Source organism: Streptomyces sp. ME19-01-6 (assembly GCF_033793745.1).
Classification (GTDB): Bacteria; Actinomycetota; Actinomycetes; order Streptomycetales; family Streptomycetaceae; genus Streptomyces.
Map to the genome: position 1 here is coordinate 25810 of NZ_JARAXF010000051.1, position 18871 is coordinate 44680.

Annotated in this window: 18 protein-coding genes, 1 other RNA gene and 4 pseudogenes; 12 read left to right on the plus strand and 11 right to left on the minus strand. The window is 71.0% G+C overall.

The features are described 5' to 3' along the window. Positions 1 to 162: 162 nt before the first annotated feature. The 3 genes and pseudogenes from PV419_RS50255 to PV419_RS50265 form a co-directional block, all read right to left on the minus strand. Positions 163 to 470, minus strand: a pseudogene (locus PV419_RS50255) (ISKra4 family transposase); the annotation flags it as partial. Between the two features lie 51 nt (positions 471 to 521). Next, positions 522 to 683: a DUF6207 family protein gene (locus PV419_RS50260; RefSeq protein WP_319700794.1), complete on the minus strand. Its 162-nt coding sequence runs from the start codon at positions 681 to 683 to the stop codon at positions 522 to 524. 8 nt (positions 684 to 691) lie between these two features. Then, positions 692 to 1312, minus strand: coding sequence for a helix-turn-helix domain-containing protein (locus PV419_RS50265; protein ID WP_319700795.1), 621 nt, complete (start codon positions 1310 to 1312; stop codon positions 692 to 694). Between the two features lie 93 nt (positions 1313 to 1405). Between PV419_RS50265 and PV419_RS50270 the strand changes: the two genes are divergently transcribed. From PV419_RS50270 to PV419_RS50295, 6 genes and pseudogenes are all read left to right on the plus strand, one after another. Then, positions 1406 to 2233 (plus strand): SDR family oxidoreductase, encoded by an 828-nt coding sequence (locus PV419_RS50270; RefSeq protein ID WP_319700796.1) that lies wholly within the window; start codon positions 1406 to 1408, stop codon positions 2231 to 2233. A gap of 228 nt (positions 2234 to 2461) precedes the next feature. Further along, the gene (locus PV419_RS50275; protein WP_319700797.1) at positions 2462 to 2887 is read left to right on the plus strand and encodes a hypothetical protein; all 426 of its coding nucleotides are present in this window, start codon (positions 2462 to 2464) and stop codon (positions 2885 to 2887) included. Then, entirely contained in the window at positions 2790 to 3482 is a 693-nt protein-coding gene (locus PV419_RS50280) for a hypothetical protein (RefSeq protein WP_319700798.1), read from the plus strand. Before PV419_RS50275 ends, PV419_RS50280 begins: the two co-directional genes overlap by 98 nt. 248 nt (positions 3483 to 3730) lie before the next feature. After that, entirely contained in the window at positions 3731 to 4153 is a 423-nt protein-coding gene (locus tag PV419_RS50285) for a cytidine deaminase (RefSeq protein ID WP_319700799.1), read from the plus strand. A gap of 439 nt (positions 4154 to 4592) precedes the next feature. Further along, positions 4593 to 4994: pseudogene (locus PV419_RS50290) on the plus strand (IS30 family transposase); the annotation flags it as partial. A gap of 4 nt (positions 4995 to 4998) precedes the next feature. Then, a pseudogene (locus PV419_RS50295) lies at positions 4999 to 5172 on the plus strand (integrase core domain-containing protein); the annotation flags it as partial. A gap of 537 nt (positions 5173 to 5709) precedes the next feature. On the opposite strand, the gene rnpB reads toward PV419_RS50295, so the two are convergent. Continuing rightward, positions 5710 to 5982, minus strand: an RNA gene (gene rnpB / locus PV419_RS50300) — RNase P RNA component class A. 175 nt (positions 5983 to 6157) lie between these two features. Between rnpB and yaaA the strand changes: the two genes are divergently transcribed. Next, positions 6158 to 6955: a peroxide stress protein YaaA gene (gene yaaA / locus PV419_RS50305; protein ID WP_319700800.1), complete on the plus strand. Its 798-nt coding sequence runs from the start codon at positions 6158 to 6160 to the stop codon at positions 6953 to 6955. A gap of 290 nt (positions 6956 to 7245) precedes the next feature. After that, entirely contained in the window at positions 7246 to 7908 is a 663-nt protein-coding gene (gene eda / locus PV419_RS50310) for a bifunctional 4-hydroxy-2-oxoglutarate aldolase/2-dehydro-3-deoxy-phosphogluconate aldolase (protein WP_319700801.1), read from the plus strand. Positions 7909 to 7920: 12 nt separating this feature from the next. On the opposite strand, the gene PV419_RS50315 is transcribed toward eda, so the two are convergent. Continuing rightward, positions 7921 to 9111 carry an FAD-dependent monooxygenase gene (locus PV419_RS50315; protein WP_319700802.1) on the minus strand — a complete coding sequence of 397 codons (1191 nt, stop codon included), beginning with the start codon at positions 9109 to 9111 and terminating at the stop codon, positions 7921 to 7923. A gap of 145 nt (positions 9112 to 9256) precedes the next feature. Between PV419_RS50315 and PV419_RS50320 the strand changes: the two genes are divergently transcribed. Then, entirely contained in the window at positions 9257 to 9991 is a 735-nt protein-coding gene (locus tag PV419_RS50320; RefSeq protein WP_319700803.1) for a helix-turn-helix domain-containing protein, read from the plus strand. 17 nt (positions 9992 to 10008) lie between these two features. On the opposite strand, the gene PV419_RS50325 is transcribed toward PV419_RS50320, so the two are convergent. The 3 genes from PV419_RS50325 to PV419_RS50335 are packed head-to-tail and all read right to left on the minus strand — an operon-like array spanning position 10009 to position 12825. Then, the gene (locus tag PV419_RS50325) at positions 10009 to 11163 is read right to left on the minus strand and encodes a bifunctional RNase H/acid phosphatase (protein ID WP_319700804.1); all 1155 of its coding nucleotides are present in this window, start codon (positions 11161 to 11163) and stop codon (positions 10009 to 10011) included. Positions 11164 to 11167: 4 nt separating this feature from the next. Beyond that, positions 11168 to 11911 carry a zinc ribbon domain-containing protein gene (locus tag PV419_RS50330; protein ID WP_319700810.1) on the minus strand — a complete coding sequence of 248 codons (744 nt, stop codon included), beginning with the start codon at positions 11909 to 11911 and terminating at the stop codon, positions 11168 to 11170. Beyond that, positions 11908 to 12825, minus strand: a complete 918-nt coding sequence (locus tag PV419_RS50335; RefSeq protein WP_319700805.1) for a Nif3-like dinuclear metal center hexameric protein — start codon at positions 12823 to 12825, stop codon at positions 11908 to 11910. The genes PV419_RS50330 and PV419_RS50335 overlap by 4 nt, the downstream gene beginning before the upstream one ends. Before the next feature lie 241 nt (positions 12826 to 13066). Here PV419_RS50335 and PV419_RS53645 point away from each other — a divergent pair, with 241 nt between their 5' ends. After that, the gene (locus tag PV419_RS53645) at positions 13067 to 14770 is read left to right on the plus strand and encodes a hypothetical protein (RefSeq protein WP_415925547.1); all 1704 of its coding nucleotides are present in this window, start codon (positions 13067 to 13069) and stop codon (positions 14768 to 14770) included. 152 nt (positions 14771 to 14922) lie between these two features. After that, positions 14923 to 15084, plus strand: a complete 162-nt coding sequence (locus PV419_RS50345) for a hypothetical protein (RefSeq protein ID WP_319700806.1) — start codon at positions 14923 to 14925, stop codon at positions 15082 to 15084. Positions 15085 to 15300: 216 nt separating this feature from the next. Here the strand turns inward: PV419_RS50345 and PV419_RS50350 are convergent, their stop codons facing one another. Beyond that, complete coding sequence (locus tag PV419_RS50350) at positions 15301 to 15858, minus strand: CGNR zinc finger domain-containing protein (RefSeq protein WP_319700807.1); 558 nt, start codon at positions 15856 to 15858, stop codon at positions 15301 to 15303. An 84-nt stretch (positions 15859 to 15942) separates the two neighbouring features. Here PV419_RS50350 and PV419_RS50355 point away from each other — a divergent pair, with 84 nt between their 5' ends. After that, a complete protein-coding gene (locus PV419_RS50355; protein ID WP_319700808.1) occupies positions 15943 to 16839 on the plus strand; it encodes an alpha/beta hydrolase in 897 nt (298 codons plus the stop codon). A gap of 289 nt (positions 16840 to 17128) precedes the next feature. Here PV419_RS50355 and PV419_RS50360 read toward each other — a convergent pair whose 3' ends face one another. Beyond that, entirely contained in the window at positions 17129 to 18052 is a 924-nt protein-coding gene (locus PV419_RS50360; protein ID WP_319700811.1) for a serine/threonine-protein kinase, read from the minus strand. Next, a pseudogene (locus PV419_RS50365) lies at positions 18035 to 18676 on the minus strand (SPFH domain-containing protein); the annotation flags it as partial. The pseudogene PV419_RS50365 and the gene PV419_RS50360, both read right to left, overlap by 18 nt. Between the last annotated feature and the right edge of the window lie 195 nt (positions 18677 to 18871).

The window sequence follows — 18871 nt, forward strand, 5'->3', positions numbered from 1 at the left end:
GCGCTTGCATCCAGGCGAGTTGCTCCACCGCATGCGCGGTGTCGCCGGGCTTGAACTGCACGGTCAGTCGCCGAACGCCTGGCCGCCAGCAGACGGTGGTACTTCGGCCGCCGCTCCGCCAACTCGGACGGGTGCGGATCCCTTCTGGAAGAAGGGCGTTGATCAGGCGCCGAGTTGGTAGTCCCGCTGGTCGGGCTAGGTGCACTGGTGCTCGCGGTGTGGTGGTAGGTGAGGTAGTCGCCGAGGTCACCGTTGGCGTGGACGGCGCGGAGTTTGAGTACGGCTTCGGCGCTGTCGAGGCCCCAGCGGGCGCCGGTGATATCGAGGCGGTCGCCCACGAGGTGGCGGCAGGCTCCCTCGACGGAGCCGGTCGCGATCGGCCACCCGTTCTTCAGTGCGATGTCGTAGCGGAGCCGGGCGAGGTGCCCGGTCACGTAGCGCACACAGGTGTCGACGGCCTCGCGCTTGGAGCCGGCGGCGCCGGTGGGCCGGTGCAGCAGATTGCCGGCGCTCACAGACGGTCAGCCGAACTCCGGGTCGTTGCCTTCCAGCGCCTGGTGCTCGGAGTCAGCTTTCTGGCGCAGATCCAGGAAGCAGCGCAGCCGGACACCGGGCTCGCCGGGCGGCTCCGACTGACGCCGGCAGTGCGCCAGGCGCGCGGCGCGAACGGCGGAGCAGGGCACGCGCGGGGCTACTCAGTGAAGGCGCCCATTGCGCGGTCGAGCAGCACGGCCATTGGGACAGTTCCCTCGCAGGCCACCCAGCCCGTCGAAGCCGCGTCCGCGCAGGCGAGGGCGGCCGCGACCAGGGCAGTCGGCCTGGGATCCTCGGGGTGGTCGGGGCCGGCCCCCAGTCGCCGTGCGATCTCCGGGACCATCATCTCCTGCCAGCCCAGCTGCTTCTCGAAGTGCCGGGCGCGCAATGACGGTGTCTCCTGGAGCATCCGCAGATAGCCGAGGGTCCGCTCGGGTGCGGTCTCGTGTATCCGCATCATCACGTCGAAGGCCCGGCGCAGCGCCTCCCAGGGCCGCTCCTCGTCGGGCCGGGCGACGAGCGCGTCGGCGATCTGGCGGCCGATCTCCTCCAGGTCGACCAGAACGATGTCCTCCTTCGTGCCGAAGTGCCGGAACAGGCTGGCGCGCGACAGCCCGGCCTCGGCGGCGATCTGGTCGACGGTCGTGCGGTCGAACCCCTGCTCGATGAAGAGCCTGAGCGCCACCTCCGTCACTTCCGCCCGGATGGTCGCGCGCATGCGCTCGCGCAGGCCGGGCTTGGCCGTGGAGCGGGTGGGAGTACCGGAGGAGTCAGTCATGCCTCAAGAATACACGGCAGCTCAATTTGATACTGAGTCTCATGCGGGTGTACGGTCTCTCCATAATCCCTCGTTTCGAGTAGGAGTGTTTCCATGAGCAAGATCTGGTTCATCACGGGTTCCTCGCGCGGTTTCGGCCGCCAGTTCGCCGAGGCGGCCCTTCAGCGCGGCGACAAGGTCGCGGCCACCGCCCGCAACACCGATTCCCTCAAGGACCTGGTCGCCGCCCACGGCGAGGCGATCCTTGCGCTGCCCCTGGACGTGACGGACAAGGCCGCCGCCACCGAGGCCGTGCAGCGGGCGCACGCCCACTTCGGCGGCCTGGACGTCGTCGTCAACAACGCCGGCTACGGCCTGTTCGGCGCTGTCGAGGAACTGACCGAGCAGCAGGTCCGCGACCAGATGGAGACCAACTTCTTCGGCGCCCTGTGGGTGACCCAGGCCGCGCTGCCGCTGCTGCGCGAGCAGGGCAGCGGCCACATCGTGCAGATCTCCACCATCGGCGGCGTGACCACCTTCCCCAACCTCGGTGGCTACCACGCCTCCAAGTGGGCCCTGGAAGGACTGACCGAATCCCTGGCCAAGGAGGTCGCCGCGTTCGGGATCAAGGTCACCCTGGTCGAGCCCGGCGGCTTCGCCACCGACTGGTCCGGCGCCTCCGCGAGCTTCGCCGAGCAGCTGCCCGTCTACGACCAGGTGCGCGCGGCCGTGGCCGAGGGCTGGCGTGACATGAAGATCGGCGACCCCGCCGCGGCCGGACCGGCGCTTCTGCAGATCGTCGACGCCGACACCCCGCCCCTGCGCGTCTTCTTCGGCACCGCGGGCCTGGACCTGCTTCCCCCTGTGTACGCCGAGCGCCTCAAGACCTGGCAGGACTGGGCCGACGTCTCCGCGCTGTCCCAAGGCAACCCGGCGGCCTGAACCGAGCGGCGGTAAGCACGCGTCTGGCCGTGGACCCTCACCGCCGGGCACACCCGTCACAGCAGGGTCCGCGGCGTGCGTCGCCGCCGGTCTGTGCAGCCGCCTCCGACCCGACCGGGCCTTCGACGCCCTCATCAAGCGCGATTGCGGTGCGCCGGCCGGACCACAGATCCCCGGCCAATTTCCACACAACACCACCCGAACCGCAACGGATGAAAGGAAGAAATCATGACCAACAACAGCGCCCGCCCCAAGGCACTCATCGTCGTCTCGTCCGGATCACAGCTGCCGCTGACCAAGCCGGAAGGCGGCCGCAGCATCACCATCGGCTGGTTCCTCGTCGAGCTGGCCGCTGTTCTCGCCCAGTACGAGGACACCCACGACTTCGTCCTCGCCACGCCGGACGGCAAGCTCCCGACGCTCGACATCAACGGCATGGCGCTCGCCATGCACGGCGGCGCCAACCTCGGCTCGGACCTCATGCGGGTAGCCATGCAGAACGAGCAGTACGGCGTCGAAGAGGTGCGCGAGAAGAACCCCGAGCTGGTCGCCCGCCGTGACAGCGAGCTCGCCCTTCTGCGGCGCCGCCTCGGCCGGATGCCGGTCTCCCCGGTCCTGCCGAACACCGACAAAGGAGGTTCGCTCCATCCGTGAGGAGCTCGTCGCCGGCCTGGAGGCCCTGCCGGAGCAGAAGTGGTACTCCATCGAGGAACTGCTCGCCCGGCACCGCGACGCAACCGACGACTTCTCGCTTGCCGGCTTCGATTTCATGCACGCGCCGGGCGGCCACGCACCGATGATCGACTTCCACGACAACCCGGTGGTCGGCGAGCTGCTCCACCAGCTGCGGGAGAACGACGTCCCGATCTCGCTGATCTGCCACGCGCCCGTCGCGATGACGGCTGCCAAGTACCGTGTCGACGCCGACGGCAAGGTCAGCGTCAACGAGGACCACGCGTTCAAGGGCGCCCACATCACCACCGTTCCCGACCACGGCGAGCTGCAGATGCTCGACGGCGGCTACCCGAAGATCCCCGGCGAGGAGACCCGCCTGGAATTCTTCGTCGACGTGGTGCTCAAGGACGCCGGATACAAGGTCGACACGACCGAAAACATGGCCGAGGTTCTGGTCATCTGGGACGAGACCCACGGTGTCCTGACCGGCAACGGGCCGCATGCCGTCGATGAGCAGACCGCGCGCCTGAACGAGATCGTGCAGGGCCGCAAGAGCGCGGCCGCACGGTCCTGACCAACGCACTGGCCGGTTGCGTGTCGACCAGCCAGGGCGGAGATCCGGCGGTCCCCCGGGGCGATGGGCTGGGCGCCCATCGCCCCGGCGGCCACGCCGCCCACCCCAAGGGCTTGCAGATCATCAACACGCCGTCGAATCGCTGACCCGACTGAACCCGATCGCGACAGCCGGATCAGCACAGAGCTCGTCATCCGCGCATCCACGTCCGCTCCGTAACCCCCACCACCTGGCCAAAGGATGAACCAATGACCGACATCAGCTCAGACCAGTGGCAATCGCTGAAGGAACACGCGACCGAAGCGATGCGGAAGGCATACGTCCCCTACTCCCACTTCCCCGTCGGGGTCGCCGCGCTGACCGATGACGGGCGCATCGTGACCGGCGCGAACATCGAGAACGCTTCCTACGGAGTGGGCCTGTGCGCCGAGTGTTCCCTGGTCTCCAACCTCGTCATGACCGGCGGAGGCAAGCTGACGGCGTTTGCATGCGTCGACGGCGACGGTGAGCGCCTCATGCCGTGCGGGCGCTGCAGGCAGCTCCTCTTCGAACACTCAGCACCCGGAATGCTCCTCGACACCATCAGCGGCATCAAGACGATCGAACAGGTACTGCCTGACGCCTTCGGCCCGCGCACACTCGACGCGTACCGGCGGACCCACACAACGTAGCGCGACGCCCCCGACCCCTTCGCGAGTCTCGAGGCGCCCTCAGGACGCTTGACGTGCATCCAATATGCGGGCCTGGCCGGGGCTCATAGGGGCCAACGGCTCACGCAGATCCTGCGTGCCGAGATCGCCGCCTTCGTCGACACCGCCGCTGTTCGTGGCCGACGTGGTGCGCTGGATCATCGGGTGCCCCGCTGGTCGCCGGGACCCGGCACCCGCACCACGGGGTGACTCTCGGCCAGCTCGTTGAGAGCGGACCGACCATGTCGCTGCGGCGCAGCCCAAACTGGAGGCACGTGGCAGCTACAGAAACTCCGACCAATCGATCACGGACTCCTACCGGTGTGACACCCCGACTGGCCTTGACCGCGGTCGGGTCCGCTCGGCAGCCTCACCGAATGCTCAACCATTCCGCAGGTTCGCATAACCACGTTCGCCAGTAAACGGGCCGTCGCTCGGCGGCTACGGGGCCGTCGCGATGAACGCCGCACTCACGGCGTCGATGACCAAGTTGCCCGAGCAGTTGCGCAAGACCCTGACGTGGGATCGCGGGCAGGGGCTTTCGGGCCACGCGCAGTTCGCGCTGGAGACCGGGACGCGGGTGTTCTTCGCTGACCCGCACGCACCGTGGCAGCGCCCGACGAATGAGAACACAAACGGTCTGCTGCGGCAGTACTTCCCCAAAGGCACCGGCCTGTCGCGCTGGTCCGCTGACGAACTCGAGGCCGTCGCTCACGCGCTCAACAACCGGCCACGAAAGATCCTCGGGTGGAAGACGCCCGCTGAAGTCTTCGAAGAGCAACTACGCTCGCTTCAACAAGTCGGTGTTGCATCGACCAGTTGAACTCGCCCAATACACGTCCGAGGCGTTCGCCGGGGCCTGCCGGAAGCACGGGATACGCCGCTCGATGGGCCGGGTCGGATCAAGCTACGACAACGCGCTCGCGGAATCCTTCTTCGCCAGCATCAAGCGCGAACTCCTCCATGGAGAATGGTGGCTGACCAATTCCGAGGCCCGGATGGCCCAGCGGAGTTCGAACGCAAATCGATCAACTCAGGTAGCCTGAACTTGGCCGCACGGGTCGCAGGTGTCCACATAGCGGGGCAAAGCACAAACTCCACATCGCCCCACGGCGCGACCACTTCGGCCTGTTCGGGGAACCCAGGACGTGCTCGGCGATGCGGATGCGGAGCAGGACTCTCCATGAGAAGCAAAGGCGCAGTGGAGTGGCCCAGGAACGTTTGCGCTGACCTTGCTTGTCATGGTGTACGGCACTCGCGGCCGCCTACTTGCCCGCCGCATCGCCACAAGGTTCATCGGGAACAAGCGCTTCAGGTAGTAAATGTTCCCGCCCGACCCTCCCAGCCGACATGATCCGTTCCACAGGGAGACACACCGGACGATACTTCCAGCTGCGTCCGGGGCTTTCCGTCCTGCTGTTCTCCGAGATCCGACGGCTCCCGCACCCACGGGTTGCCCGTTATGACCCGCATGTCCATCTCCGGAGCGGTTTATTTATCTACAAAACATGGCTCTGACCTGCGAAAATATAGAGCGGCAGACGAGTCAGGCTGTACGCCGGGTTCTGTCACCCGGTCGCCTCACGGCGGCCGGGGAGACGGCCATCCATCTAGGACCGACGTTGCCGCCGGTCTCGTGCGGTCTACCCGCGGACTCGGGCGGAAGCCTCGCGGCTCCCGGCGGTCTGTTTTCTGTGGCACTGTCCCGCGGGTCACCCCGGGTGGGCGTTACCCACCACCCTGCCGTATGGAGCCCGGACGTTCCTCGGCGGGATCCCGAAGGACCCCGACGCGACCGCCCGGCCGACTCGCCCGCCGTAGCGACCATGGTACCGGGGCCGTGCGGTGCCCCGGACAGCGGCGGGGATCACAGGAAGTCGGCGGTCTCATGCGTATGCCTCACTCGATCGTGGCGCAGAAGCCCGTGCGCGGGGCCGTAGGCTGCCACGGGCTCGCCCGGACCCGTGAAGCGAAGGAGAGAAGACCGTGCTCGTGCTGTTGCCGCCGTCGGAGGGAAAGGCCCCGGCCGAGTCGGGGAGCCCGCTGGACCCGCGGGCGCTGTCGCTGCCGGGGCTGGGCGGGGCGCGGGCGGCGGTGCTCGATGAGTTGGTGTCGCTGTGTTCGGGCGACGCGGGGAAGGCCGCCGAGGTGCTCGGGCTGAGCGAGGGGCTGCGGGGCGAGGTGGCGAAGAACGCGGGGCTGCGGGAGGCCGGGACGCGCCCGGCCGGGGAGATCTACACCGGCGTGCTGTACGACGCGCTCGGGCCGGCGACCCTGCCCGCCGCCGCCCGGCGCCGTGCGGAGCGGTCGCTGCTGGTCTTCTCGGGGCTGTGGGGCGCCGTACGGATCGACGACCGGATTCCGTCGTACCGCTGCTCGATGGGGGTGAAGCTGCCGGGGCTCGGCGCGCTCGGGGCGTTCTGGCGGGCGCCGATGAGCGAGGTGCTGCCCGAAGCGGCCGGGGGCGGGCTGGTGCTGGATCTGCGGTCGGCGGCGTACGCCACGGCGTGGAAGCCGAAGGGCGGGGTCGCGGAGCGTACGGCGACCGTGCGGGTGCTGCAGTCGAAGATCGTGGACGGGGTCGAGAAGCGGTCGGTGGTCAGCCACTTCAACAAGGCGACCAAGGGGCGGCTGGTACGGGATCTGTTGGTGGCGGGGGCGGAGCCGAGCGGGCCCGGGGAGTTGGTGGAGGCGCTGCGGGGGCTCGGCTACACCGTGGAGGCGTCCGCGCCGGGCAAGCCCGGGCGGGGCTGGGGGGTGGATGTGGTGGTCACCGAGGTGTAGGCCCCGCGGGCCCGGATGGCTGGGTGAGCTGTGTCTCCGCTGGCTGTGGCCCGCGTGAGCCGCCGGCCTCCGCGAGCCGCCGGCCTCCGCGAGCTACAGCCCGGAGGAGCCGCTGGCTTCCACGAGACGCAGGCATGCGGGACGCAGGCATGCGCCAGCCGTGGGCCTCCGTGACATGTACGTCCGTGAGCTGCAGGACTCCGCCGGCCGTCGGCCCCGGCAAGCCGCCCCACCTCCCGCCATTGCGCCACGCGCAACAGCCGTTGCGGCAGGTGTCCGGCAGCGGCAGGATGGCCGGCGTGACTAGCGCTGCCCTCTCCGCCACGCCCTCCGGCTCCCCCTCCGTGCTCGACCTCGCCCCCGTCATTCCCGTCGTCGTCATCGACGACGCGGCCCAGGCCGTGCCGATGGCCCGCGCGCTCGTCGCGGGCGGGCTGCCCGCGATCGAGGTGACCCTGCGTACCCCGGCCGCACTGGACGCCATCCGGGCCATTGCCGAGGAGGTGCCCGAGGCGGTCGTCGGTGTCGGCACGGTGCTGACACCCGAGCATGTGGCGGCCTCCGTCGCGGCCGGGGCGAGGTTCCTGGTCAGCCCGGGGTGGACCGACCGGCTGCTGGGCGCGATGCGCGCCTCGGGCCTGCCGTTCCTGCCGGGGGTCTCCACCACCTCGGAGGTCGTGGCGCTGCTGGAGCGCGGGGTGACCGAGATGAAGTTCTTCCCGGCGGAGGCGGCCGGGGGGACGGCCTATCTGCGGTCGCTCGCCTCCCCACTCCCCCAGGCCCGCTTCTGCCCCACGGGGGGCATCGACGCCTCCCGCGCCCCCGGCTATCTGGCCCTCCCCAACGTGGGTTGCGTCGGCGGCACTTGGATGCTGCCACCGGACGCGGTCGCCGCGCGCGACTGGGCCCGGGTGGAGGGCCTGGCGCATGAGGCGGCGGGCCTGCGCGGCTGACAACGGGCGCCGTCAGGCGATCGCCGGTGCGGGCTTGCGGGGCGGGGTGAGCCGGCTGCGGACCCAGGACGCGGCCGCCACGGTCGGCCAGAGCCGGGTGGCCATGTTGCGCGCGGCGACTCCGGCGCGGGTCGCGGGGACCATCAGCGCGGCGGCCGTCGCGACGTTTCCCTGCCGGGGGTCGACCAGGGTGCGGTGCCTGGTCTCGTAGCGCGCGAAGGCCGTGTGCGGGTCGGTGGGGGTGGCGGCCAGTTCCTCGGCGAGGGTGTGGGCACCCGCCATGGCCAGGGTGGAGCCGTCGCCGAACAGCGACACCGAGGAGGCGGCGTCGCCCAGCAGCGCGATGCGGCCGTTCGCCCAGGAGTCGAGCCGTACCTGGCTGACGGAGTCGAACCAGAGGTCCTCGGCGGCGCGGGCCCGGTCCAGCAGTTCGGGCACGCGCCAGCCGTCGTCGGCGTAGGCGTCGGCGATGATCCGCTTGTGCTGGGCGAGGTCGCGGTGGTTGAAGTCCGCCACCGCCGGGTGGCGGAAGATGAAGGCCGCCAGGGCGCGGCCGTGGACGGGGTGCAGGGAGACCATCCGGCCGGGGGCGTTGTGGATGACGACGTCCTGCAAGCTGTCGGCCGGGCCGTCGAGCGGCATCGTCGCGACGTAGAGGCCCATGTGGCGGACGAAGTCCGACTCGGGTCCGAAGGCCAGCCGACGGGTCGTCGAGTGGAGCCCATCGGCCCCGATGACCAGGTCGAACCGGCGTGGCGCGGCCTTTTCGAAGGTGACGTCCACGCCGTCGCCGTCCTGGCTCAGCGCGGTCATGGTGTCGCCGAACAGAACCTCGGCGGAGTCCTGGCTCGCCTCGTAGAGGATCTCCGCCAGGTCGGTGCGCGTCACCTCCACCTCCCGGCTGTCGGACGCCCGTCGCAGGGCCCGCATGTTGACCCGGCCCACCTGACGGCCGGAACCGTTGACGAAGCTCATCGCGGTCACCTGGGTGGCGGCCTGGCGCAGCCGCGGCATCACGCCCATGCGCTCGGCCACCTCCACGGCCGGGCCGCGCACATCCACCGGGTTGCCGCTGGAGCGCAGGCCCGCGGCGCGCTCGACGATGGTGGGCCGGAATCCGTGCCGCGCCAGCCAGTACGCCAGCGTCGTGCCGGCGATCCCGGCTCCGGAGATCAGGACTGTCGGGTTGGTCTTGGTGTTCATCTCTCGCTCCTGTCGCAGGGGTTGGCCGGAGTGGCCGTCCGCCGCCTCGACATGACCGTATGACGAATTTCGAAAGTTAGTCAACAGACAGAGGTGACCCTGGCGGTAATTGACCAGATCTCACATCTGGTCATACGGTCTCTCCATGAGTGCGAACACCGGCCGACTCCGCGACCCCCAACAGCGCGCCGAGCGCGCCACGCGCATCCTCGATGTGGCTGCCGACCTGCTGCTCCGCCACGGCTACCGGCGGGTGACCATCGACGATGTGGCCGCCGGAGCCGAGATCGGCAAGGGCACCGTCTATCTGCACTGGAAGAACCGCGAGCAGCTGTTCGGCGCGGTCTTCGAGCGGGAGGTGCACTACGCGATGGACGAGCTGCGGCAGGCGCTGCGGCAGGACCCGCGGACCTGCCTGCTGCACCGCTTCGCGCGCGCCTACTTCCTGGCCATCATCGGCCGCCCGCTGCTGCGCGGGTTCCTCCTGGACGACCCCGACCTGCTCGGCAAGCTGGCCGGCTCAGCCGACACCGCCCGCGACGAGCGGCACAGCACGATGGCGCGCGGATACTTCGCGCTGCTCGCCGAGCACGGCCTGCTCCGCGACGACATGGCCGTCGATGAGGTCGGCTACGCCTACCAGGCGACCTTCGAGGGCTTTCTCCGGGCCGAGGGCGCTTCCGACCAGCGAGCCGACCTGCTCGCGCGGACCGTTCAGCGCGCGTTCGAGAGCGAGTCGGCGGCCTCTGATGAGGCCCTTCGGGAGGGCACCGCGCCGCGGGACGACGCCACACTGCGGGAGATCGCCGCCGCCACCGTCGTCTTGCTCACCGAGCTGATCGACGCCGACCGCGCCGAGGCCGGCATCCCCGAGGCCTGAGAGCCGAGGCCCGACGGCTACCGCAGGTGTGCCGTGTCGTTCAGCAGGCGCAGCGACGCGTTGCCGTCCGCGTAGTACGCCAGCGCAGACAGCGACGCCGCGGAGAGCTCCATCCGGAACAGCGACTCCGGCGGCGCGCCCAGCGCCAGCCGGACCAGGGTCTTGATCGGCGTCACATGCGTGACCAGCAGCACCGTGCGGCCCGCATACCGCGCGAGGAGCTGGTCGCGGGTGACCGCGACCCGGCGGGCGACCGCCGCGAAGCTCTCGCCGCCGCCGGTGGGGGCCGCCTTCGAGGAGGCGAGCCAGGCCTGGAGGTCGTCCGGGTAGCGCTCCCGTGCCTCCGCGAACGTCAGGCCTTCCCAGGCCCCGAAGTCGGTCTCGCGCAGCCCCTCTTCGATACGGACGTCGACACCGATGCGGGACGCCACCGCCTCGGCCGTCTCGACGCAGCGCCTGAGCGGCGAGCTGACCACCACCTGGATGGTGCCGCGCGCCGCCAGCGCCGCCGCCACGAGCTCGGCCTGGCGGCGGCCCACGGGTGAGAGCTCGGGGTCGCTGCCGCCGCTGCCGGAGAAGCGCTTCTCCGGGGTCAGCGCGGTCTCGCCGTGCCGGAGCAGGACGAAGGTGGCAGGGGTGCCCATGTCGGCCGGGACGGCCCACCCGGGGGGCGCGACGGCCGGGGCGGCGGTCTCGGCGGGCGCCTCGAGGACGTCGTCGGCGGACGGCGTGACCCCCGTGCTCGGCCGCCACTGCTCGCCCCGCGCGCCCGCGTCCATCGCCTCGTTGGCGAGCAGGTCCGCGTGCTTGTTCCGCTCGCGCGGGATCCACTCGTACGACACCTGCCCGGGTGGGAAGACCTCCTTGGCCTCGGCGGCGAGCGGGCGCATGCCGGGATGCTTGATCTTCCAGCGGCCCGACATCTGCTCGACCACGAGCTTGGAGTCCATCCGGACCTGGACCTCGGCCTCCGGGTCGAGGGCGCGCGCCGCCCGCAACCCGGCGATCAGGCCCCTGTACTCGGCGACGTTGTTGGTCACGGTGCCGATGTACTCCGCCGCCTCGGCGAGGGTCTCGCCGGTCTCCGCGTCGCGGACGACCGCGCCGTAGCCGGCCGGCCCCGGGTTGCCCCGGGAGCCGCCGTCCGCCTCGACGACGAAGCGACGCGCCATCGGCCTACAGCCCCGATTCGGGCGTACGGACCAGGATGCGGCGGCAGTTCTCGCACCGCACCACGGTGTCCGGGGCCGCCGCCCGCACCTCGTTCAGCTCGGTGATCGCCAACTCCTGGCGGCAGCCGTCACAGCGCCGCTGGTAGAGCCGCGCCGCGCCGACGCCGCCCTGCTGCCCGCGCAGCTTGTCGTACAGCTTCAGCAGGTCGGCGGGGATCGTCCCGGCGATGACCCCGCGCTCCTTGGTGACGGTCGCCACCTCGGTGTCGATCTCACCGGCCGCCGTGTCCCGCCGGATGGTGGCGTCGCCGATCTTGGCCTGCAGCGACTCCACGCGGCCGGTCAACTCGGCCACCCGCTCCTGCGCGGACTCGCGGCGCTCCATGACCTCCAGGACGACGTCCTCCAGGTCGCTCTGGCGCTTGGCGAGGGAGGCGATCTCGTGCTGCAGGTTCTCCAGATCCTTCGGGGAGGTGACGGCGCCGGAGTCGAGGCGCTTCTGGTCGCGGGCGGCGCGCTGGCGCACCTGGTCCACGTCCTGCTCCGCCTTCGTCTGCTCGCGGGCGGTGTCGCTCTCCTCGGTCTGCGCCGCCACGAGGAGGTCGCGCAGCTGGGTGAGGTCGGCGTTCAGGGTGTCCAGCTCGGCGTGCTCGGGCAGCGTCCTGCGCTTGTGGGCGAGTTGGGAGAGCCGGACGTCGAGGGCCTGGACCTCGAGGAGGCGGATCTGGTCGGCGGGCGCGGCGTTCAGCGTGGGGCTCCAGGGGTGGTGGTGGACGGGACGTGAGCGGTGGTGGGCGCGTGCGCGGCGGACGCGTGCGCGGCGGACGCGTGCGCGGTCCAAGGGTCGGTGACCCTACGGGAGATGTGGGTGCGCAGACCCCAGCCGTGCCGGTCGGAGATCTCGTCGAGCTGCGCGGCGGCCTGCTCGACCCACGGCCACTCGGTGGCCCAGTGGGCGGCGTCCAGCAGCGCGAGGCCGTCCCCGCCGGGGGACATCGCCGCGGCCTGCTGGGCCTCGGAGGCGGGGTGGTGGCGCAGGTCGGCGGTGAGGTACGCGTCGACTCCGGCCGCGCGCACCTCCGCGAAGAGGCTGTCGCCGGAGCCGCCGCAGACGGCGACCGTACGGATCAGCCGGTCCGGGTCGCCCGCGACGCGGATGCCCTGGGCCGTGGCGGGCAGCCGGGCCGCGGCGCGCTCGGCGAAGTCCCGCAGCGCGACGGGGTGGTCCAGCTCGCAGACCCGGCCGAGCCCGCGGCGCCCGGCCGGGTCGGTGGGGTCGGGCACCAGCGGACCGGTGATCCGCAGATCGAGGGCGCCGGCGAGGGCGTCGGAGACGCCCGGGTCGGCGCGGTCGGCGTTGGTGTGCGCGACGTGCAGCGCGATGTCGTTCTTGATCAGGGTGTGCACCACCCGGCCCTTGAAGGTGGAGGCCGCGACCGTGGTCGTACCGCGCAGATAGAGCGGGTGGTGGGTGACAAGCAGGTCGGCGCCCAGCTTCACCGCCTCGTCGGCGACTTCCTGGACCGGGTCGACGGCGAACAGAACGCGGCCGACCTCGGCGCCGGGGTCTCCGCAGACCGTGCCGACGGCGTCCCACTGCTCCGCCCGCTCGGGCGGCCAGAGTGCGTCGAGTGCGGCGAGGACGTCAGAGAGTGCGGGCACGGGGCAAGGCTACCTCCCGGACCACCCACAAGCCTTGCCCCTGCCTTCACTCAGCGCTACGCAGCGCGACGCCGTGGTCGGGTAGCGCCAGCCGGGTGGCAGCAGGTGGTCCGGCGCGCAGCACAGCCCGGCACGACTTCTCAGGCGAATCGGGCAACAGACACACTTACGTGTGAAGCGAGCCGATTTCGGTGTTCGGCAGGGAGTGCGATAACTACGTTCAGTGGCCGGAGGTGACTGAATGACGACAGCCTGTGCCTTCGATGCCGCGCTCGCCGCAGGCCCCACCGGTGCCCAAGGCACCGCACACCGGCGCCGAGCGGCGTTCACGATCGCCGCGGACGGTTCGTACGGCGCCCGGCTCGCGCTCAGCGGCGAGTCGGGCTGCTGGTTCCCCGAGCGCTGGACGCTCGACGGACCCGAGCCGTACGCGGTGCCGCTGCCCGCGGCCCAGCCCGAGGAGCCGGACAGCGAGGTGCTGCCCCTGGCCGACGGGCAGGTGCTCATCCGCCGCCGGGTGGCCGGCCGCCACACCCTCTCCCTGCTCTACCCCGCCGGCCCCGGCACCGGCGAGCGGCCGCTGGGCGCCATCGAATGCGCCGAACTGTCGCTGCTGCCGCCCGCGCCCGGCGGCTCGGCCGCCTTCGCGCTCGGCCACGGCGAGCGGTCGACCTCCGTCTGGCTGGTGCACGGCGGCGGCTTCGGGCCGCAGCACCTGGCCGAGCTGCCCGGCCGCTGCACGGGAGGCATCTGGCTGGACCGTACGGGACGGCTGCTCGCCCTCGACCGGCGGCTCGACGGCCGCACCAAGACCGTGGTCGTCGACCTGCGGCGGGACGGCGAGACCAGTCCGCTGCTGCAGATCACCGACGACAGCGACGACCGGCTGCTGCTGGCCGACCCGGACAGCGGCCTGCTGCTCGTACGGTCCGACGCGCCCGGGGACGAGCGGCTGGGGTGGGGCGTGCTGGGCAGCGCCCGCCCCGTCAGGTTCCCCGACTGCCTCCGGCCCGCCCAGGCCGAGGCGACACCCTTCGCGGTGCAGCCGGGACAGGTCCTGACCCCGGAGGCGTGCGCGGTGGCCTTCCGCATCGACCGTCCGACCGAGCGGCCGTGGGTGGGCTTGTGGCGGCCGTCCGAACGGCGGTTGCAACAACTCCCGGCGCCGGAGGGCTGGCTGGCGGGCGCGGGCCTGTGGACCCGCGACGGCGAGCTGCGGCTGCCGTACGCGACGGGGCAGGTGCCGTGCGGGCTGGCGCGGCTGCGGATGCCCGAGCCGCCGGAGCCGCCCCGGGTGGCGCGGGTGGCGCGGGTCGCACAGGTCACGCGGGTGGACCGCGTGGTGGGGTCCCTGGATCTGCCGCGACCCCTGGGGCTGGTGGGGCCGGGACGGCCGTCGCCGTCCCTGTCGCCGGCCCTGTCGGCGGGGGCCGCGATCGCGTCGTGGACCCGGGTCTCGCCCGCGGGGGCCGCGGCCGCCCCCGCGGGCGAGACCGGGGTCGAGCCCTGGGCCGGGACGGGTTCCTGGGCCGGGGTCGAGCAGGAGACCGGCCCGGAGGCGGAGCCCGGACGTGAGGCGGCGACGGAACCCCGGCGCGGGGGCGGACCGGACTCCGGGCCGCCGCCTGGGACACCGGCCGCTTCGGTGCACGAGCGGGAGCGCGTGCCGGAGCGGGCGGCCATCGCCGTACGGGAGCCCGGCCACGGGACCGAGCACGGGACGGGCCACGGGCCCGAGCGCCTGCCCGCCCACCGGCTCAGACCCGAGCCCGCACCCGAGCCCGCCTCCAGGCAGGAGTCCGGCACCGCCGCGCGCCCCGTACCGCTGCAGCAGGCACCACTCGCCCACCTGGGGCAACTCCGCGAATCCCCCCAGTCCCCCCTGCCCCACCAGCCCCGTCAGCCCCGTCCACCCCGCTGGGTCCGCGATCGACGCTCTGGTTAGACTCCTGCGGGGGCTGCGGCAGCCGTGCGTTCCGTTCACCCGCGGGGCGCTTACGTGGCACGTATTGACGTCGTCTTGACGTCGTGGCGAGTTGACTTCGTGGCCGGCCTCCCGTGCACCGTACGCAGCGATTTGACGGGGTGACTTCCCACATGTCCCAAACCCGCACCAACACGACCGACGCGCGCCCGCACGAGGCGGCCGGGGCCAACGACCCCCACGGCAAGCACCGCGGCCAGGCCGCGCCTGACGACACCCAGACCCCGCCCCACGGCCGCCACCGCCGCCCCGACCAGGCGGCAACCGCCTCCTGAGCTTCACGCCCCAGGAGACATCCGCGCCTCACGCACCGCCGTGCGTTGCGGATCCGCCCGCTTCCCAGCGGGCGGCCTCCTTTACTGCCGGTCGACGATGCCGCCCTTGGCCGCGTAGTTCGGCCGGCCCGGCGAACGGCCAAGCGATCAGCCTTCGTCCGTGACGCCACCGGCGGCGTCGGCGATGCGGGTGCCCTGTTCGGTGAGTTCCAGAGGCTATCCGGCCTTGTGGCGCTGGTAGTGGCGGGCGACGCGCACTCGGTTGCCGCAGCGTGCGGCCGAGCACCAGCGGCGGCGCGGATGGGCGGGCAGGAAGAGCAGCACGCACTCGTCAGCCTCGCACTCCCGGATCCTGGTGACCGCCGGATCGGCCAGCAGTTCGGCGGCGGCCTCCGCGAGGCAGGCGGCCAGCCGCCGACCCGGTGAGCCGTCGCGTCGGCGCGTGGCGGCCACCGCCGACCCGTTCCACGCCAGCTCGTTGAACGCCGGCGCGGCACGCTGCGCCTGGTTGAGCGCCTCCAAGTCGGCAGCCAGAGGCTCGTCACCTCGGCGGACCTGATCGAGGGCGCGGGCGGCGTGCTCCCGTACGGCCTGCACGGCGGCCAGATCCGCGGCGGTGACCTCCTGCGGCACCTCGTCCGGGAGGCGGTCGGCCTGGAGGGCCCACCAGGCCCGCAGGTCACCCGGGGTCGCGAGCAGGTCACCGATGGCCGGACGGGTGTTGACCAGGTCCAGCGCCAGCGGTTCTCCGGTCAGAGGCACGAGATCACTCATACGACTAATGGTACATCCACGCGTTGACATGTTAGCCAGATCCGCCTATACCTAATGCGTTAATCGGCAAACAAAGGATTAGCCATGCTTGCTCCAGCCGCCCGCACCGCCCATCGCCACCTAGATGTCGACGGCGTCCGCGTCTTCTACCGCGAGTCCCTCCCCGATCGTGCCGACGCGCCCGTACTGCTGCTCCTGCACGGCTTTCCGTCCGGCTCTCACCAATTCCGCAGCCTCATCGACCTGCTCGGCTCGCGCTACCGCCTGGTCGCCCCGGACTACCCCGGCTTCGGCCACACCCAGGCACCGGACGGCTTCACCTACTCATTCGACCGGCTCGCCGACATCACCGAAGGCTTCATCCAGCGCCTCGGCCTGGACCGGTTCGTGATGTACGTCTTCGACTTCGGCGCACCCATCGGCTTCCGCATCGCCGAACGCCATCCCGAGTGGATCGCGGGGCTGGTTGTGCAGAACGGCAACGCTTACGAGGAAGGGCTCTCAGACGCGGCCCGCGACTTCATCGGCCTGACCCCCGAGACCTCCGGCGCCGAGGACACCATCCGGGACATGCTCACCCTCGCCGGCACCCGCAGCCAGTACGAGACCGGCGTCACCAGCCCCGACCTGATCGCCCCGGACGGCTGGACCCTCGACCAGCACTTCCTGGACCTGCCGGGCCGCAAGGAGGCCCAGCAGGCACTGCTCTTCGACTACCACTCCAACGTCGAGCGCTACGGCCATTGGCAGGCATGGCTGCGCCGGCACACCCCACCCGCTCTCATCACCTGGGGAAGCCGCGACCCCTTCTTCCCCGAGTCCGGGGCCCGCGCCTACCTCCGCGACCTGCCCGACGCCGAACTCCACCTCTTCGACACCGGCCACTTCGCCCTCGAGACCCATCTGCCCGAGATCGCCCCGCTGATCGCCGACTTTCTCGACCGCGCCTGGACGTCATCACAGGCCCGGACAAGGCGCTGAAGGACCGCCGCGACGAAGTGGTACCGGCGGCCAAGGTCCACTTCGGGCGCGGCGTGACCGTGTGCCGCCGTCGTGGGATCCGAACCTCGGGGTGCGGGGTGGACTTCGGCGGGAGAGCGGAAGGGGTTCTTCCGGCTGGGGTGGGGCGGTTCTTGCCCCGCTTTGGCCGGTCGGGGTGCGGCAGGTCGACCGCGATCCGGCCGCTCGGGGTGGGGCGCAGGGTCGGGGCGTGCAGCACCGCGTCCGGCTCGACGGTGGCGGGCAGGCGCAGGTCGAGCATGTGATCGGTTCAAGGAGCCGAGGCAGTAGGGGCGTTGTGCAGATCGACCATCGTGCGCACGGGAGGAGGCAGCCAGCCTTCGGACGATGAGTCGTTCCGGGAGAGTTGTTCGAGTACCTCGGTGGGGGTTGGACGGCGACTTGGGTCATGGTCGAGGCACCGGGTGACGACGCCGAGGAGGCGGGACGGCAGCAGGGACTCGAGGGACTCGCTGTCTTCCGTAAAGGGCTCGGCTCCGGCGCTGCGACACAGCACCACGCCAAAGGCATAGAGGTCCACAGCAGGCGTGATCGACGCGCCGGGGCGCTGTTCCGGCGCGCGGAACCCATCTGTGCCGACGACGTGGTTGGCGCGGGTGAGCGCGGTGCTGTCAACCGCTAGGGCGATTCCGAAGTCGATGACGCGAGGGCCTGCGTTGGAGACGATGATGTTGCTGGGCTTGAGGTCACGATGGATGATGTCGCGGGCATGGATGTGCTCGAGCGCCTCGGCGACGCCGGCGGCGAGGGTGTACAAGGTCTTGGTGGGCAGGGCGCCGTGCTGATCGAGGACGTCCTGCAGCGAGGGGCCGGGGATGTACTCGGTGGCCAGCCAGGGTGGGTCGGAATGGGGATCGGCGTCGACCACCGACGCGGTGTGGATTCCGCTGACACTGTGTGCGGCTTCGATCTCACGGGTGAATCGTTGCCGGGACGTGGGATCGGCGGCGAACTCCGCCTTGATGACCTTCACCGCGACCAGGCGCTCTCCGGGGGATCGACCGAGATACACGGTCCCCATCCCTCCTTGACCCAGTCGAGCCGTCAGCTGGAAGCGGCCGATACGGCGAGGATCGTCCTGCCTCAGTGGCTGATGTCCGGGCCGTGGATCCACCCGGATGTGCGACGGCGGTGTGCTGCTCGCCCCGTTGTCGCGAGCCAGGATGGCGGCCACTTCGCGCTGGGTCTCCGCTTTGAGCAGTGCGGCTTGCTTCTCGCCTTCGGCCTGGAGGATCGCCACGCGCCTGTCATGGTCGGCGCGCCTCTGCCTCTCCATCGAGTCCTGGATGGAGAGCGGCGGCTCGATGGCCTTGAGCTCGACGCGGGTGACGCGGATGCCCCACTGACCGGTGGCCTCGTCGAGCACGCCGCGCAGCGCCCAGTTGATCTCCTCGCGGGAGGTCAGGGCGCGCTCCAGGTGCATGCCGCCGATGATGTTCCGCAGGGTGGTGACGGTCAGCTGCTCGATCGCCTGGATGTAGCTGGCGACCGCGTAGGTGGCGGCGCGGGCGTCGGTCACCCGGTAGTAGATGACGGTGTCGATGTTCACGGCCAGGTTGTCCTGGGTGATCACCGGCTGCGGCGGGAACGGCGCGACCTGCTCACGCAGGTCGACGCGGTTGTGGATCGAGTCGATGAACGGCACGACGATGTTGAGGCCCGCGTTCAGGGTGCGGGTGTAGCGGCCGAAGCGTTGCACAATGGCGGCGCTCTCCTGCGGAATGACGTGGATCGCCTTGATGAGTGTGGTGAAGACGAGCACCACCAGCATCATCAGGACGATGATGATCGGTTCCACAGCGGCTCCCCCTGCCCCTCGGGCATCCCCGCACCCACGTCAGAATGCTCCCGTGCTGGAGTCTTCCAGATTCAACCCAGGAGTGGGTGAGCCTGAACCGTTCCTAAAGACTGAGCATGAGTTGCACATGTTCAGCCGGGCGGCCCGAACGGTGTTGGGCGTCCTGGTCGACCGCGTTCCTGTCGCGTTCGGCGC